The sequence below is a fragment of the Glutamicibacter sp. PAEs-4 genome (assembly GCF_051161755.1).
Lineage (GTDB): Bacteria > Actinomycetota > Actinomycetes > Actinomycetales > Micrococcaceae > Glutamicibacter > Glutamicibacter nicotianae.
Genome location: NZ_CP195017.1, coordinates 2,520,256 through 2,535,901, shown reverse-complemented (window position 1 = coordinate 2,535,901; position 15,646 = coordinate 2,520,256). Strand labels below are relative to the sequence as shown.

Here is a 15,646-nt window from a genome sequence, read left to right as displayed (position 1 = left end):
ACGCGTTGATGGGGAACGTGTGGTTGAGCGATCCCGACGCTGTCGCGTCGAGCTATCGCAGCCCGATCATCACAACAAAGGAGTTTTTCTGTGGGACTTTTGCCATCACGCGCCAAATCAACACAACGCCGGCACGGAGCCAGGACGGTGAAGCCGGTGGCAGCACTCGGCGCCTCGCTCGCCCTGCTCGCCGCACCGTTGTTCGCAGCACCCGCCCAAGCCGCCACCCCATCCAACGACGGCAAGGATGTCATCCTCAACCTGTTCCAATGGAACTGGAATTCGGTAGCCCAGGAATGCGAGTCCAGCATCGGTCCAGCAGGATATGGCTACGTCCAGGTCTCGCCTCCAGCTGAGCACCTGCGCGGCACTGCATGGTGGACCTCGTACCAGCCGGTGAGCTACAAGGTGGACTCGAAACTGGGCAACCGCGAGGAATTCTCCGCCATGGTCAAAAGCTGCAACGACGCAGGCGTGAAAGTGATCGCAGACGCCGTGGTCAATCACATGACCGGAGCCGGGCAGACCGGTACTGGAACCGCAGGCTCGGCTTTCTCCGATGACAACTTCCCAGAGTATTCGGCCCAGGACTTCAACGATTGCCGCACCAACATCACCAACTATGCCGACCGCTGGCAAGTGCAGCACTGCCGCCTTGTGGGCTTGCAGGATCTGAAAACCTCCAGCAGCTACGTCCAGCAAAACATCGCCGACTATCTCGATGACCTCGTCTTGCTTGGGGTATCCGGATTCCGCATCGATGCCTCGAAGCACATCCCCGCAACGGACCTCGAAGGCATCAAATCCAAGATGAAGAACCCCGGCGTGTACTGGGTCCACGAGGTGATCGGGGCGTCGGGTGAACCGATCCAGGAGAGCGAATACCTCGGCAGTGGCGACTCGCACGAATTCGACTATGCGCGGCAGCTCAAGCATGATTTCGACGCGCAAATCGCCAACTTGCGCTTCATCGGCGACGGCAAGCTCACCAGCGACCGGGCCGGGGTTTTTGTCACCAACCACGACACCGAACGCAACGGCGAATCCATGAACTACAAGTGGGGCGCCAAGTACCTGCTGGCCAATGTTTTCATGCTCTCCTGGCCTTACGGATCGCCCACCGTGTATTCCGGATACACGTTCACCGACAAGGATGCAGGCGCTCCGGGCGCCAGTGACGCATCGGTACCCAATGCCGACTGCGACTCCTCCGCCTGGACCTGCGAACAGCGGCAAGATGAAATCACCGGAATGGTGGGCTTCAACAACGCCGTCGGCGACGCGGCTGTCAGCAATTGGTGGGACGATGGCGGCAACCAGATCGCATACGGCCGCGGCAATAAGGGATTCGTAGCCATCAACAACACCTCGGCGGCAACCACCCGCGAATACACCAGCTCGCTGGCCGCTGGCACCTATTGTGATGTGGTGTCCGGAGGCGATTGCTCGAAGACCATCACTGTGGGCGCCGACGGCAAGTTCACCGCGACACTGCCTGCCTACGGTGCCATGGCCCTGCACATCGGTGCCGTATCCGATGGCGGATCAGGAACGCCGGATCCGGTCGAAGACACCGCTGATGTCAGCGTCGAGGTCACCGCCCAAACCGTCTGGGGGCAGAACATCCGCATCGTCGGCAACCAGCCGGAACTAGGCAGCTGGGATCCGGCCAAGGCGCCACAGCTATCAGCTGCCAGCTACCCGAGCTGGAGCGGAACGGTGGACCTTCCGGCAGGAACGCAGTTCGAATACAAGTACGTCAAGTACGACCAGAGCGGCAATGCCACGTGGGAATCAGGGGCCAACCGCATCGCGGCCGTGAATGCGGACGGTTCCCTGAACCTGAACGACAGCTGGCGCAATTAGCCACAAAAAAATGATCCCGCCCCAGTTCACACTGGGGCGGGATCATTCTAGGTTCAGCTACTTTTCGGTTTTGGCATTCAGCTTGTCCATGGTTGCCTGCTTGGCTTTTTGCAAGGCCAGCTCTTCCTCGTCCAGCTCGACCTGCACCGGCTCGGCAGCCTGGGCAGGAAGGCCGCGCCACAGGAAGTAGCCGTACGCGGCGGCCAGGGCGATGAAGACGAACAGGCCCATCATGCCCAGCATCGGGGAGATCAGGAAGTAGACAACCAGATCGGCAACGGCAGCCACGGCCAGCACCAGCCAGCCGGCGCGCACGCCGCGGGCAACCATGACAAATGACGCGAAGATGGCCGCATCGGCGAAGTAGAGGACCCAGATTTCCGGGGTTGCGCTCATGAAGCCGCCATTGAACAGGAACGGGCCGAAGCGCAGGGCAACCAGCAGGACCAAACCCACGAACAGGCCGAGCGCGGACCATGGCGTCACGGCAGTGCTCGTGACCACGCGGGTGAATTTGCCCTTGAGCTCGAAGCGGGAGAAGCGCCACAGGCCGAAGATGGCGATCAGCAGCAGCGGAACGGCGTAGATCAGTCCCAGTAGATCGAACTGCATCGAGGTAATGACCGGGCCAACGAAGACGCCCAGAATCAGGGTCCACCAGCCCAGGTCATTGCGGTGCGCCAGCAGAGCCGCGGAGACGAAGACAAGCAGCATGCTCGCGGCAGAAAGCAGGATCTGGACAAAGGAACTACTGCTGTCGGCGGTAGCCATGAAAAGGGTTTCTAAGATGGAATCCACAGCGCTCTTCACTTGGTTGATCGAGAATGTCCGGTGCTGGAAGCACCCCTTCGATGCTAGCTGTGAATTCTGTGAGGATGGCAAGATTGCCAGGTTGGATGCGCCACATCCAGGTGCCTCCGCACCCGGTTAACGACATTGGCTCCCACCTGGAAGGCGGGAGCCAACGCGTAGCCTTGCCGTGCAACTAGGCGTTCACGGTATGCAAGCCATTGAAGAGCAGGGAAACGGCTTGCTCTTCAAGTTCGGTTCCGTTGATGGGCCCGTCGGCGCGGTACCAATCCACCACCGAGTTGATCAAGCCGAAAAGCAGCCTTGCAGTTGCCCGTGGTTCCAAATCGGCACGCAACTTGCCATCCGACTGCGCGGCGGTCACCAGCTCCGCCAGCTGGCGGTCCATGGCGCGGCGGCGCTGCAGTGCTTGGCGCTCCAGTTCAGTGTTGCCGCGCAGTCGCAGCAGCAAGGTCACGTAGGAACGCTTGTCCAGCAGGATCCGGAACGTCGCGCGCAGGAAGAATTCCAGGCGTTCATCTGCGGTGCCCTCATGGGAGCGGACCTCGGCGATCACTGCTTCCAGGGGAATCAGCGCTTCGTCCAAGGCCAGCCTCAACAGGTCCTCTTTGGACGGGACATGGTGGTAAATCGCGGATTTGCTGATACCCAGGCGGTCGGCGAGCTTGCCCATGGAGGTTGCGTCGTAGCCGTATTCGTTGAATGCCTCGACAGCAATGCGCAAAACGGCTTCTTGATCGTATCCGGGGCGGCCACGCTTGGCCGGACGGTTGGCAGTATCGGTAAGTCCCATGATTACTTCATTATCCCATGTCCCGGCCGGGACTAGTTGGAGCGCATGTCGTAGATGCGCTTGAGCTTGCCCATGGAGCGTTCCAGCGATTCCGGCTCGACAACGTCAATGGCGCAGGACGAGCCGACATGGATCTTGATGAGCTTGGCCAGTTCCTTGGCACCGTTGGTTGCATCTTCGATGGTCGCCTCGCTGCGGCGCTCCACCTTGACTGCCAGCTGGTCCATGCGATCCGGACGGGTCAGGATCAGCTGGAAGTGCGGCGAAAGGGTCGGCACCTTCAAGATCAGTTCCTCGATCTGGCTTGGGAACAAGTTCACGCCGCGCAGGATGATCATGTCATCGCTGCGCCCGGTGATGCGGCCCATGCGGCGGTGGCCCGGGCGGCTGGTGCCTGGCATCAGCCGGGTCAGGTCATGGGTGCGGTAGCGGATGATCGGCAGGGCCTGCTTGGTCAGCGAGGTGAAGACCAGTTCACCGTGCTCGCCATCTGGCAGCACCTTGGTCTCGTCGAAGGCATCAATGATTTCTGGGCGGAAGTGGTCTTCCCAGATGTGGCTGCCATCCTTGCGTTCTCCGGATTCGCCAGCCACGCCAGGGCCCATGACCTCGGAGAGGCCGTAGATATCGCAGGCGGTGATGTTGAACATCTCTTCCAGCTCGTGGCGCATCTCTTCGGTCCACGGCTCGGCGCCGAGCACGGCCACCTTCAGCGAGGTGGATCGCGGATCAAGGCCCTTGCGCTGCATGGCATCGCCAATGGTCAGCAGGTAGGTCGGAGTGCAGAGGATCGCGTCAGGCTCGAAGTCCTGGATCAGCGAGATCTGCTTGTCGGTCTGGCCTCCGGACATGGGGATGACGGTGGCGCCAAGGTACTCGGCTGCGGCATGCGCACCCAGGCCGCCGGTGAACAGCCCGTAGCCGTAGGCGTTGTGGACCTTCCAGCCTGGCTTGACCCCGGCCATGCGCAGGCAACGGGCGCCGAGCTTGGCCCAGTCTTCCAGGTCCTTCTTGGTGTACCCAACCACGGTGGGCTGTCCGGTGGTGCCCGAGGAAGCATGGATGCGGGCGACCTCATGCTGCGGAACGGCAAACATGCCGAATGGATAGTTCTTGCGCAGATCTTCCTTGTCGGTGAAGGGGAACTTGGCGAGGTCGCTCAGTTCCTTCAGATCATCGGGGTGCACGCCAGCGGCATCGTACTTCGCCTTGTAGTACGGCACGTTGTTGTAGGCATGGTGCAGAGTTTCCTTCAAGCGGGTCAGCTGGATCGCTTCGATCTGCTCACGGCTCATGGTTTCTTCTGGATCAAGCGGATTCGGAAGGCTGTCGCGGTCGGTGTTCTGGGACATGCTGGAACTTTCGTGTCGAGTGGGCTGGGTGCTTAGCGGTTCTTTGGTTTCGGGACGGTGCGCGAACGTCCGCGGAACTCTGCGACGGTTTCGATTGAGCCGTCGCCCGCTGGCTGGGTCACCTTGATGTCGTAGATCCCGCTGCGGCCTTGCTGCGAGACACGGTTGCCGGTGGCAGTCAGCACTCGTCCGGGAATGGCTGGCTTGAGGAAGTTGACGTCGGCACCGGACGCGACAGTGATGGTCTCATCCGAGCCTGCCTGCGGATTGCAGCTCAGTGCGAACGCAGTGTCGGCCAGAGCGAAGATCATCCCGCCGTGGCCAATGCCGAAACCGTTGAGCATTTCCTGCCGGAGCGTCATGGTGATGACAGCGTGGCCGTCGGAGACTTCAACGACTTCGATTCCCATCCACTGCGTGGCGTAGTCATTGTGAAGAATGGCGTGCGGGACCGAATTCTCTACCTGCGTTTCGCTCATCATCTTCCTTCGCCGAATTATTTACCGAACGATCATTAGGTAATAACATTATGTGAGCTAAGTCAAGTTAGGCGAGCGTTTTGGCGGTACTGTTTCAGCGAGGGCAAACAGGAGAACTAGCGGGTGAAAATTCGCTGGTGCACGTCGAGGATGAACGGCTCCTTGATCCGGTTGTAGTCCATGACCAGTCCATTTTCGCCATCGCTCGCAGCCAGCGCACGGGCAGCGTTCCGCTTGACCGAGGCATATGCCAGGCGGTCAGTTTCGTTGTGTTTCAGATGCTCGCGGAAAATCAGGTGCCGCAGGTACTCGGGGCTTCCCGCGCTGAAGACATGGATATTGGCTTCGGGAAGCAATGAACCGGCAACCGGCTTGAGCATGCGGTGGCCGTACCACCCGGGTTCGCGGTGCCAGAGAATGATGCCGGTGGAATCCAGCGCTGGGACGTAGGACGCTTCCTGGTTCGCATCGGGGACCAGCAAGATGATGTCGATGATCGGCTTGGCTGGAAGGCCTGGAACGGACGTGGAACCGGTGTGCTCAATGGCCAGCGCGGTGGAACCCAGTGCATCGGCGATCTGATCGCGCAGGCGGTGGAAGTCCTTGGCCCACTGTTCGGTCGGTTCGGCAATCGCGATCAGTCCGCGCATCAGTTCGCCGCCGACAGCCTCGTATCCCGGATCTTCTTCCGGCTGGCTGGTCAGCAGCGGGTAGCAGGGCAAGGTGCACAGGTACCGCTGGGCCTCCGGCCAGCGCGGGTCGGCAGCCGACGGCGAGACGAGGCAACCGAGCGCACGGTAGAAGCCCACCGCATCATCATCGGTGGTGGCCCAGATGTTCTTCTGATAGGTGTCGCGCAGTCCAGCCAGCAGGGCGGAGCCCAGACCCTGTCCTTGCAGTGCTGGATCGACGGCAAGATATTCGACGCAGATCGCGTAGCTATCGCTGTGCCGGTATGCAGCCAGTGCCGTGACGTCGCCTGAGGCAGTCGTGCTGGCAAGGACCTCTAGTCCTTCGCATTCATCGAGCAGCGTTTCAAGCGCCTGCTCGCTGGCAGGTTCGGCGGCCAGCACCAGCAAGCGGCGTACCGCAGGGTCGTTGCGGTAGTCGCTGATCTTGATGTGGTGCATGGCCGCCGTTCCTCCGGTTGTCAGATTTCTTCAGTGCATCCCAGCGCATCCAAGGCGAAGGAATAGTCCCACGCACGGGACTTCCAGGACTCGTAGCGCCCCGACGCGCCGCCGTGCCCGCCATCCATCTCGGTCTTCAGCACAATCGGTTCCTGCCCGGTGCCGATTTCACGCAGCTTGGCCACCCATTTGGCTGGCTCTACGTACAGTACACGGGTGTCGTTCAGCGAGGTGACCGCAGCGATCTTCGGGTAGTCCTGTGCCGTGACATTTTCGTAAGGGCTGTAGGACTTCATGTAGTCGTAGACCTCCTTGCTCTCGATCGGGTTGCCCCATTCTTCCCATTCCAAGGCCGACAGCGGCAGCTCTGGATCAAGGATGGAGGTCAACGCATCGACGAAAGGCACCTGTGCGATGATCGCCGTGTACAGTTGCGGGGCCATATTCGCGATGGCTCCCATCAGCAGTCCGCCGGCCGAACCGCCCAGAGCGGCGATGCGCTGCGGATCGGCCCAGCCGGAATCGAGCAGGTACTTGGTGGAATCAATGAAGTCGGTGAAGGTGTTCTTCTTGTGCAGCTTCTTGCCCTGCAGGTACCAGTTGCGGCCGAGCTCTCCGCCGCCGCGCACGTGGGCGATGACAAAGACCACGCCGCGATCCAGCACGCTCAAGCGGGGGATGCCGAAACCAGGATCCATGGAAGCCTCGTAGGAGCCGTAGCCGTAGATCAGCACCGGCTGGGGAACCGAGGTATCCAGGTCGGCCCGGCGCATGATGGTCAAGGGAATCCTGGTGCCATCGGCCGCGGTGGCCCACTCGCGCGTGGACAGGTACTTGGCCGGGTCGAAGTTGTTCACCGGAGTCTGCTTGCGCAGCACCAGCGACTGGTCTTCCAGCCACAGGTCGTAGACGCGTGCGGGGGTGAAGTCAGCGGTATAGCCGATGCGGATCAACGGCGCCTCCAATTCGGCGAAGGTCGCCGAGGCGGTGAACAGCTCATCCTCGAAGTCCGGTTCAATGGCCGGCTGCTGGGCTTCGGTGCCCAAGCCGTCCAAGGGAAGCAGCTGTACGCGCTCGCAGGTGTCGCGGCGAACCGAGAGCACCACGTGCGAACCGGTAATTGCCGTGCCTTCGATCTTGACGGTGTCCTCATGAGCCACCACGGTGCGCCACTGGGCGGGGTCGGTGTTCTCTCCCAGCTGGTTCACGGAAGCCAGCGACACCATATTGTTCGGTGCTTCATGGTCGTGGGTGATTAACGCCTGGCCAGCGCCCGGCATCAGATCGATTCCGTGCAGCAGGCGCAAGCTGCGCGGCACCAGCAGGGCTACTGCCGCCGAAGGATCGAGCAGGTCCAGCATGCTGGTTTCGGCGAATTCGGAGTTGCCGCTGGAGATCATCAGCGTCTTGCGGTCCGGGCTCAGATCGAAGCCGAGCCACATGCCTGGATCAGTCTCTTCGAAAATGATCTTGTCGTCCGCTGGGAGGGCGCCCAGCCGGTGGGCGCGGATCTGGTGCGGCCGCCAAGTCTCGTCAACTACCGTATAGAAGATCGTTGAAGAATCCGGGGAGAAGGCCAGCCCGTAGAACACCCCTTCAATGGTGTCTTCCAGCAGCTTGCCGGTTTCCAGGTCCTTGATGAACAGGGTGAACCGTTCATCGCCGGCATTGTCGACGCAGTAGGCGAGCAGGTTGCCGTCCTCATTCAGGGCCATGCCGCCGAGCGAGAAGAACGGCTGCCCTTCGGCCAATGCGTTGCCGTCGAGCAGCACCTCTTCGGCAGGCAGCGCGGTTTCCGGGTCGATGACCGGGGGCGTCCAGTCGGCCACCAGGTCCCCAGTGTCCGAGGCTTTGACACGGCACTGGATCGTGTAGGGCTTGCCTTCGGCCGAACGGGTGAAGTACCACCAGCCGCGGCGGCGCACCGGAACCGACAGGTCGGTTTCAACGGTGCGGCCCTTGATCTCGCTGAACAAGGCATCGCGCAACGGCTGATGGCCAGCGGTAATGGCGTCGGTGTACTCGTTCTCCGCGGTCAGGTGGGCGATGACCTCCGGGTTGGATTTCTCGCGCAGCCATTCGTAGTTGTCAATGAAGTCGTCGCCGTGGAAGCTGCGGGTGGTGGGCAGCTTCGCGGCACGAGGAGCATTTGCGGTCAATGATTCAGGAGTCATACCACTATTCAATCCCACCGCCGATGCTTGCGGGGGTAGCTATGCTCAGCGCGGACAGAACCGCGGTTTCAAACCGGTAACGATGCAAGTGCAGGCGAGTCGTGGGGTACCGGCTAGGCTTTATTCGTCCTAGGCTTGCAGGCAGAACGTATCATCTGCACCTTGGGCCATTCGCCCTTCAGCACGAGAAAGCGATTCATCAGTGGAAAAGAAAAGAACAGCTGCCCCCGCCGGGCGCCTGGCCAGGTGGATAGCCGCGGCTGCCATCGGTTTGATGGCATTGGTCGTGGGCGCACCGTCGGCCCTGGCCCAAGGCAGTGAAAGCGTCGAGGGCCAAACCTATGTCATCGGCACGGATACGACGTTCGCGCCGTTCGAGTTCCGCCAGAACGGCGAGCTGACCGGTATCGACATGGATTTGCTGCGCGCCATTGCCGAAGACCAGGGATTTGAAGTCGAAATCAGGTCCTTGGGCTTCAACGCCGCGTTGGCGGCCCTCTCGTCCAACCAAGTGGACGGCGTGATCGCCGGCATGTCGATTACCGACGAGCGCAAGGAGATCTACGACTTCTCCGAGCCCTACTTCGAGTCCGGCGTCCAGATGGCTGTCGCTGCGAACAATGACGAGATCACCAGCTATGAGGACTTGAAGGGCAAGACCGTTGTCGCCAAGACCGGCGCCGAGGGCGAGACCTACGCCAAGTCCATTGCCAAGGAATACGGCTTCCAGGTCAAGTCCCTGGATCAGTCGGCCACCATGTACGAATCGGTCAAGGCCGGCTCCGCCGTTGCCGTTTTCGATGACTACCCGGTGCTGGCCTACGGCATCGCCCAGGGCAATGGCCTGAAGACCGTCACCGACAAGGTTCCTGGCGGTTCCTACGGCTTCGCTGTGAACAAGGGCGAGAACACCGCGCTGCTGGCGGCCTTCAATGACGGGCTGGCCGAGCTGAAGGCCAGCGGAGAGTACCAGCAGATCCTGGACTCCTACCTTGCCGATCCGACCGCGGCGCAACCGAGCAACTTCTTCGATCTGCTGGTCAAGTCCATGCCGGCGTTGATGACCGGTTTGTGGCACACCCTGCTGGTGACAGCGATTTCCTTCGCCATCGCGATGGCGTTGGGCCTGATCTTCGGATTCATGAAGATCTCCGGGAACATCGTGCTGCGCGGCATCGCCACGACCTTCGTGAACATCTTCCGCGGCACCCCGCTGCTGCTCTGGGCATTCATGTTCTACTTCGGCCTTCCGCAGGTGACCGGCTGGGAGATCAGCGTCTGGACTGCTGGTGTGCTGACGCTGTCCCTGAACGCCGGCGCCTATGTCGCCGAAATTGTTCGCGGCGGTATCCAATCGGTGGATCCAGGCCAGCTCGAAGCGTCCCGTTCGCTGGGCCTGGGCTACGGGAAGTCGATGCAGAAGGTCGTGATCCCGCAGGCCTTCAAGATGATGACCCCGTCGCTGATCAACCAGCTGATCATCAGCCTGAAGGACTCCTCGCTGCTACTGGCTATCGGCTTCACAGAGCTGCTCTACCAGGGCCAGCAGATCTACGCGGCGAACTTCCGTGTCACTGAAACCCTGCTGATCGTCGGCATCATCTACTTCATCGCCATCATGGCGCTGACCAAGTTGGCAAATTATGCCGATCGGAGGTTCAACAAGTGAGCACCTCAACCGTGCAAAGCGACAACGTGAAGATCCAGGTCAAGGACCTGCACAAGTCCTTCGGGTCCAACAATGTGCTCAAGGGCATCGACATGGACGTGCGCGAAGGCGAAGTGGTGTGCGTGATCGGACCGTCGGGGTCCGGCAAGTCCACCTTGCTGCGTTGCCTGAACAAGCTCGAGGACATCACCTCAGGCAAGGTCGTCGTGGACGGCTTCGATGTCACCGATCCGAAGGTGGATATCAACGAGGTGCGCCGCCATGTGGGCATGGTGTTCCAGCACTTCAACCTGTTCCCTCATATGAGCGTCGCAGAGAACATCATGCTGGCGCCGGTCGAGCTCAAGAAGATGGGCAAGGCCGAAGCGCGGGAGCGTGCCCTGGAGCTCTTGGAACGCGTTGGCCTGCGCGAGAAGGCCAACGCCCGTCCGGCCTCGCTTTCCGGCGGCCAGAAGCAGCGTGTGGCGATCGCCCGCGCGCTGGCTATGGCTCCGGGCATCATGCTCTTCGACGAGGCGACCAGCGCTCTCGATCCCGAGATGGTCGGCGAAGTGCTGCAGGTCATCAAGGAGCTCGCCGATACCGGAATGACCATGGTTCTGGTGACGCACGAGATGGGCTTCGCACGTGAAGTAGCCGACCGGGTGGTCTTCATGGCTGACGGAGTTGTCTGCGAGCAGGGCGAGCCTGAACAGTTGTTCGGCAATCCGCAGCAGGCGCGCACTCAGGACTTCTTGTCCAAGGTCCTCTAGGCAGCAGCCGCACAGCCGGCCGGAAACCGTGCTGTCCGCAACTAGTTGAATCTGGTTGCGGGCAGCACGGTTTTTTCGTGACAAAGCTTACGCGGCAAATCCCTTCATATTATTGAAGTTTCAACTAATTTTCCAATAGGGTTGGGGCAGTAAATGAATGGGACTTGTCCCTGCATCTCAATCCTTAGGAGTTCACTAATGTCCGCTCTGGAAAATAGCGCAGGCCTGCAGACCGCTGCCCGCACCCTGCTTCGCTTTGCTTTCGGTTTCCTCTTTCTGGCCCACGGCTGGCAGAAGTACTTCCAGTTCACCATCGAGGGGACTACCGCTGCCTTTGGGCAGATGGGTGTTCCTGCCGCCAACCTGCTTGCCCCGCTGGCTGCAACCTTGGAGATCGCTGGTGGTGCCGCGATTATCCTTGGCCTGCTGACTCGCGTGTTCGCAGGCCTGTTGGGGGTGCAGATGATCGTCGCGCTGTTCATGGTTCACGCTGCAGGTGGAGTCTTCGTGGAAAATGGCGGCTTCGAGCTCGTCTTGGCACTGGCTGCCGGCGCACTGGCACTGCTTCTGGTGGGCCCTGGCCGGATCTCGCTTGATGCGCTGATCTTCAAGGGGAAGAAGGCGGGCAAGGTGCTCGTCAACGCCTAAGTCCCAGCTTTCGCAAACCCCGGGGAATCTTTCCCGGGGTTTTGTTGCGCCTGGAGGCGTGTTCATGTTGACGTGATCGAGCGCACTCTGACATACTGAACGAACGGTCAGTATGTAATTTGTTTTCGATGAGGTGAACCCATGGCCCCGACCACACCGCAGGAGCCGGGACTGAGTGCCGTCCCGAGCTACGAAGAAGAGCAGTCCCAAGCGCGTTTCGACGCCTTGATCGATCAGGACTCCCGCGTCGAGCCACGCGACTGGATGCCTGAGAAGTACCGCAAGACCCTCAGCCGCCAGATCTCGCAGCACGCGCACTCCGAAATCATCGGCATGCAGCCTGAAGCGAACTGGATTACCCGCGCTCCATCGCTGAAGCGCAAGTCCATTCTGATGGCCAAGGTGCAGGACGAAGCCGGTCACGGCCTCTACCTCTATTCGGCCGCCGAGACCTTGGGCACCACCCGCGACGAGTACAACGAGCAGCTGCTCTCCGGCAAGGCCAAGTACTCCTCGATCTTCAACTACCCCGCACGCACATGGGCGGACATGGGTGCTATCGGCTGGCTGGTCGATGGGGCGGCCATCGCCAACCAGGTTCCGCTGTGCCGTGCTTCCTACGGCCCCTACGGCCGTGCCATGGTCCGCGTGTGCAAGGAAGAATCCTTCCACCAGCGCCAGGGCTTCGAGATCCTGCTCTCGCTCTCGCGCGGCACCGAAGCGCAGAAGAAGATGGCCCAGGATGCCATCAACCGCTTCTACGAGCCAGCCCTGATGATGTTCGGCCCACCAGATGAGCAGTCGCCGAACTCCCAGCAGTCCATGGCTTGGAAGATCAAGCGCTTCTCCAACGACGAACTGCGCCAGCGTTTCGTCGGCATGATCGCCGAACAGGTCAAGGTTCTCGGCCTGACCCTGCCGGACCCGGAGCTGCACTTCGATGAAGAAAAGAAGCAGTGGATCCACAAGGATCTGAACTGGGACGAATTCATGGCAGTGATCAAGGGCAACGGCCCAGTGAACGCGCAGCGCATGGAACGCCGACGCGAAGCGCACCGCGAGGGCGCCTGGGTCCGTGAAGCCGCCGCAGCATACGCAGCAAAACAAGCACAAAGTGAGGTTGCCTAGCATGAGCCAACAGAGCAATTGGCCCCTGTGGGAAGTATTTGTCCGTTCATCTCGTGGACTCTCGCACGTCCACGCCGGATCCCTGCATGCACCGGATGCCCAGATGGCCGTGCGCAACGCCCGTGATCTGTACACCCGTCGCAACGAAGGCGTGTCTCTGTGGGTTGTGAAGTCTACCGACATCATCAGCTCCGACCCTGATGAGAAGGACGCCTTCTTCGAATCCCCTCAGGGCAAGGACTACCGCCACGCGACCTATTACAAGGCCAGCGAGGGAGTGAAGCACCTGTGAAGCACGAAGAACTCGACGAAGCCCTCGACAGCTTCGGTGATGCGCTGGCTTCGGCCACCCGTGTCACCCCGGGCAACGCCTTGCGTCCGGAAGACATCGCTGTGGACGGCGTCAAGCCGAGCGAAGAAGTCGCGCAGTACGCACTGACCCTGGGCGATGACGCCCTGATCCTGGCGCAGCGCATGTCGCACTGGATTTCCCGCGCTCCCGAGCTGGAAGAAGACGTTGCCCTGGGCAACATTGCACTGGACGTCCTGGGCCACGCCCGCTCCTTCCTTACCTACGCCGGGCTGGCGTGGGACAAGACCGAGGACGATCTGGCCTACTGGCGCGAGGAAGAGGAATTCACCTCGCTGTGGATCGTCGAGCAGCCCAACGGCCACTTCGGCGTCACCATCATCCGCCAGCTGATCGTCTCGATCTTCCAGAACCTGCTGTACAAGCAGCTGACCGAATCCAAGGATGAAACCCTGGCCGCCATCTCGGCCAAGGCAGTCAAGGAAGTCGACTACCACCGCGACCACGCCATCCAGTGGACCATCCGCCTGGGCCAGGGCACCGAGGAATCGGCCGCCAAGATGCGCCACGCCCTGGAAATCCTGTGGCCGTACGTCGATGAGATGTTCCGCGATGAAGAAGTTCACCAGAACCTTGAGGGCATCGCCGTGCTGCCTTCCACCCTGCGCTCCGCGTGGGAGGAAGAAATCACCGCGGTACTGGACGCAGCCGGCTTGGAGATCCCTTCCACCGGTCAGGCCATGGCCTACGGCCGCCGTGGCGAGCACTCCGAACACCTGGGCTACCTGTTGGCGGAGATGCAAGTTCTCGCCCGCAAGCACCCCGGTGCCAGCTGGTAATTACGCAACTTTTGCCCGAATAAGGGGGAAGCAGTCTTGAGCAAAACGATCGCTGACGCCAAGGATCTGTTCGCTATCGCGTCCAAAGTGACCGACCCGGAAATCCCCGTGCTGTCCATTGCAGACCTGGGAATCCTTCGTGAAGTGAATATGGCCGAGGACGGAACCGTGCAGGTGGTCATCACCCCAACCTATTCAGGTTGCCCGGCGATGGATGCCATCAATGAAGACCTGTACGCCGTTTTCGGCGATGCCGGATATGAAAAGGTTGACGTCAAGCTGGTGCTGACCCCAGCGTGGTCAACCGATTGGATGACCGAGGAGGGGAAGAGCAAGCTCGAAGAGTACGGGATCGCTCCACCCACCGGCAAGGGCCATGCAGGCCGCGTCACCCTCGGCATGAGCGTGAAGTGCCCGCGGTGCCACTCGCTGAACACGCGTGAGCTGGCCCGGTTCGCCTCGACTTCCTGCAAGGCGCTCTACACCTGCAAAGACTGCTTGGAACCCTTCGACTACTTCAAGGTGCTCTCATGACCGAACAAACCACACCCACCCGACGCCGGGCGTCCTTCCATCGGCTCACTGTCTCGAACGTGCGCCGGCTGACCAAGGACTCAATCGAAGTCACTTTCGCCATTCCCGCGGAACTGAGCGAGGAATACGACTACGTTGCAGGCCAGTACGTGGCGCTGCGCAAGGAAATTCCCAACGCCGAGGGCGAACTCGTCGAGCTGCGCCGCTCCTACTCCATTTGCGCCGCTCCAACCGGGGATGAGATCAAGGTAGCGATCAAGCGCGACCTCGGAGGCCTGTTCTCCACCTGGGCCAACGAATCCCTGGCTGCGGGCGACCAGATCGATGTGATGAGCCCCGCTGGTGCTTTCATTTCCAAGCACAAGCTCACGGAGATCAACGATCCATCGACCATCGACACCAAAGCCCAGGACCGCTTCGTGGCCGTGGCCGCCGGCTCCGGCATCACACCGGTGCTGGCCATCGCCCGCACGATCCTGGAAGCCAATGACCACACGCGCTTCGACCTGATCTACGCGAACAAGGCAGCCATGGACGTCATGTTCCTTGAGGAATTGGCTGACCTGAAGGACCGCTATCCATCGCGTCTGGCGCTGCACCACGTGCTCAGCCGCGAACAGCGCATCTCGCCGCTGCTCTCCGGCCGCATCGACGCAGAGAAGCTCACCACGTTGCTGACCAACGTGGTCCAGGCGCCGAACGTGGACGAATGGTTCCTCTGCGGCCCCTTCGAACTCGTCCAGCTGGTCCGCGACCAGCTAACCAGCCTGGATGTTCCCGCGGAAAAGGTCCGCTTCGAGCTGTTCACCACCGGTGAGCCGACCAAGCCGCAAGGGCATATCGGCCGCCCGGTCGAGGTGGACGAGAACGAGGAAAGCTATGAGATCAGCTTCAACCTCGATGGCCTTAAGGGCGAAGTCAAGTCACCGGTGCGCGCCAACGAAACCGTGCTGAACGCCGCACTGCGCGTCCGCCCGGACGTTCCGTTCGCCTGCGCCGGCGGCGTGTGCGGCACCTGCCGTGCCAAGGTCACCTGCGGCACGGTCACCATGGCCGAGAACTACGCGCTGGAACCCGAGGAAGTCGAGGCTGGCTACGTGCTGACCTGCCAGTCGCACCCGACCAGCGAGAAGCTGAGCGTCGACTTCGACGCCTAGAAAGG

Annotated in this window: 15 protein-coding genes; 9 read left to right on the top strand and 6 right to left on the bottom strand. The window is 61.1% G+C overall.

All coding sequences use genetic code 11. The features are described from left to right. Nucleotides 1–90 precede the first annotated feature (90 nt). A complete protein-coding gene (locus ACR9WD_RS12000; RefSeq protein ID WP_434922130.1) occupies nt 91–1,866 on the top strand; it encodes a carbohydrate-binding module family 20 domain-containing protein in 1,776 nt (591 codons plus the stop codon). Nucleotides 1,867–1,923: 57 nt separating this feature from the next. Here ACR9WD_RS12000 and ACR9WD_RS11995 read toward each other — a convergent pair whose 3' ends face one another. The 6 genes from ACR9WD_RS11995 to ACR9WD_RS11970 all read right to left on the bottom strand — a co-directional run bounded on the left by ACR9WD_RS11995 (nt 1,924) and on the right by ACR9WD_RS11970 (nt 8,604). Beyond that, nucleotides 1,924–2,637 carry a nicotinamide mononucleotide transporter gene (locus ACR9WD_RS11995; protein WP_143180981.1) on the bottom strand — a complete coding sequence of 238 codons (714 nt, stop codon included), beginning with the start codon at nt 2,635–2,637 and terminating at the stop codon, nt 1,924–1,926. Between the two features lie 214 nt (nt 2,638–2,851). Further along, nucleotides 2,852–3,469, bottom strand: a complete 618-nt coding sequence (locus ACR9WD_RS11990; RefSeq protein WP_038992289.1) for a TetR/AcrR family transcriptional regulator — start codon at nt 3,467–3,469, stop codon at nt 2,852–2,854. 32 nt (nt 3,470–3,501) lie between these two features. Continuing rightward, the gene (paaK, locus tag ACR9WD_RS11985) at nt 3,502–4,821 is read right to left on the bottom strand and encodes a phenylacetate--CoA ligase PaaK (RefSeq protein ID WP_073705856.1); all 1,320 of its coding nucleotides are present in this window, start codon (nt 4,819–4,821) and stop codon (nt 3,502–3,504) included. A 32-nt stretch (nt 4,822–4,853) separates the two neighbouring features. Then, the gene (gene paaI, locus ACR9WD_RS11980) at nt 4,854–5,300 is read right to left on the bottom strand and encodes a hydroxyphenylacetyl-CoA thioesterase PaaI (RefSeq protein ID WP_038992287.1); all 447 of its coding nucleotides are present in this window, start codon (nt 5,298–5,300) and stop codon (nt 4,854–4,856) included. Nucleotides 5,301–5,416: 116 nt separating this feature from the next. Beyond that, entirely contained in the window at nt 5,417–6,430 is a 1,014-nt protein-coding gene (locus ACR9WD_RS11975; RefSeq protein ID WP_121867158.1) for a GNAT family N-acetyltransferase, read from the bottom strand. Nucleotides 6,431–6,450: 20 nt separating this feature from the next. Further along, nucleotides 6,451–8,604, bottom strand: a complete 2,154-nt coding sequence (locus ACR9WD_RS11970) for a S9 family peptidase (protein WP_434922129.1) — start codon at nt 8,602–8,604, stop codon at nt 6,451–6,453. A 202-nt stretch (nt 8,605–8,806) separates the two neighbouring features. On the opposite strand from ACR9WD_RS11970, the gene ACR9WD_RS11965 reads away from it, so the two are divergent. From ACR9WD_RS11965 to paaE, 8 genes are all read left to right on the top strand, one after another. Beyond that, on the top strand, nt 8,807–10,273 hold the full coding sequence (locus ACR9WD_RS11965; RefSeq protein WP_121867156.1) for an amino acid ABC transporter substrate-binding protein/permease: 1,467 nt from the start codon (nt 8,807–8,809) through the stop codon (nt 10,271–10,273). Then, complete coding sequence (locus ACR9WD_RS11960) at nt 10,270–11,025, top strand: amino acid ABC transporter ATP-binding protein (protein WP_038992283.1); 756 nt, start codon at nt 10,270–10,272, stop codon at nt 11,023–11,025. Before ACR9WD_RS11965 ends, ACR9WD_RS11960 begins: the two co-directional genes overlap by 4 nt. 198 nt (nt 11,026–11,223) lie before the next feature. Next, the gene (locus tag ACR9WD_RS11955) at nt 11,224–11,673 is read left to right on the top strand and encodes a DoxX family protein (RefSeq protein ID WP_434922128.1); all 450 of its coding nucleotides are present in this window, start codon (nt 11,224–11,226) and stop codon (nt 11,671–11,673) included. Between the two features lie 141 nt (nt 11,674–11,814). Beyond that, on the top strand, nt 11,815–12,801 hold the full coding sequence (paaA, locus tag ACR9WD_RS11950; RefSeq protein ID WP_038992281.1) for a 1,2-phenylacetyl-CoA epoxidase subunit PaaA: 987 nt from the start codon (nt 11,815–11,817) through the stop codon (nt 12,799–12,801). A gap of 1 nt (nt 12,802) precedes the next feature. Beyond that, nucleotides 12,803–13,093, top strand: a complete 291-nt coding sequence (gene paaB / locus ACR9WD_RS11945) for a 1,2-phenylacetyl-CoA epoxidase subunit PaaB (protein WP_038992280.1) — start codon at nt 12,803–12,805, stop codon at nt 13,091–13,093. After that, nucleotides 13,090–13,950 (top strand): 1,2-phenylacetyl-CoA epoxidase subunit PaaC, encoded by an 861-nt coding sequence (gene paaC / locus ACR9WD_RS11940; RefSeq protein WP_038992279.1) that lies wholly within the window; start codon nt 13,090–13,092, stop codon nt 13,948–13,950. Before paaB ends, paaC begins: the two co-directional genes overlap by 4 nt. A 36-nt stretch (nt 13,951–13,986) precedes the next feature. Beyond that, the gene (paaD, locus tag ACR9WD_RS11935; protein WP_038992277.1) at nt 13,987–14,484 is read left to right on the top strand and encodes a 1,2-phenylacetyl-CoA epoxidase subunit PaaD; all 498 of its coding nucleotides are present in this window, start codon (nt 13,987–13,989) and stop codon (nt 14,482–14,484) included. After that, complete coding sequence (gene paaE / locus ACR9WD_RS11930; protein WP_038992276.1) at nt 14,481–15,641, top strand: 1,2-phenylacetyl-CoA epoxidase subunit PaaE; 1,161 nt, start codon at nt 14,481–14,483, stop codon at nt 15,639–15,641. The genes paaD and paaE overlap by 4 nt, the downstream gene beginning before the upstream one ends. Nucleotides 15,642–15,646: the final 5 nt, after the last annotated feature.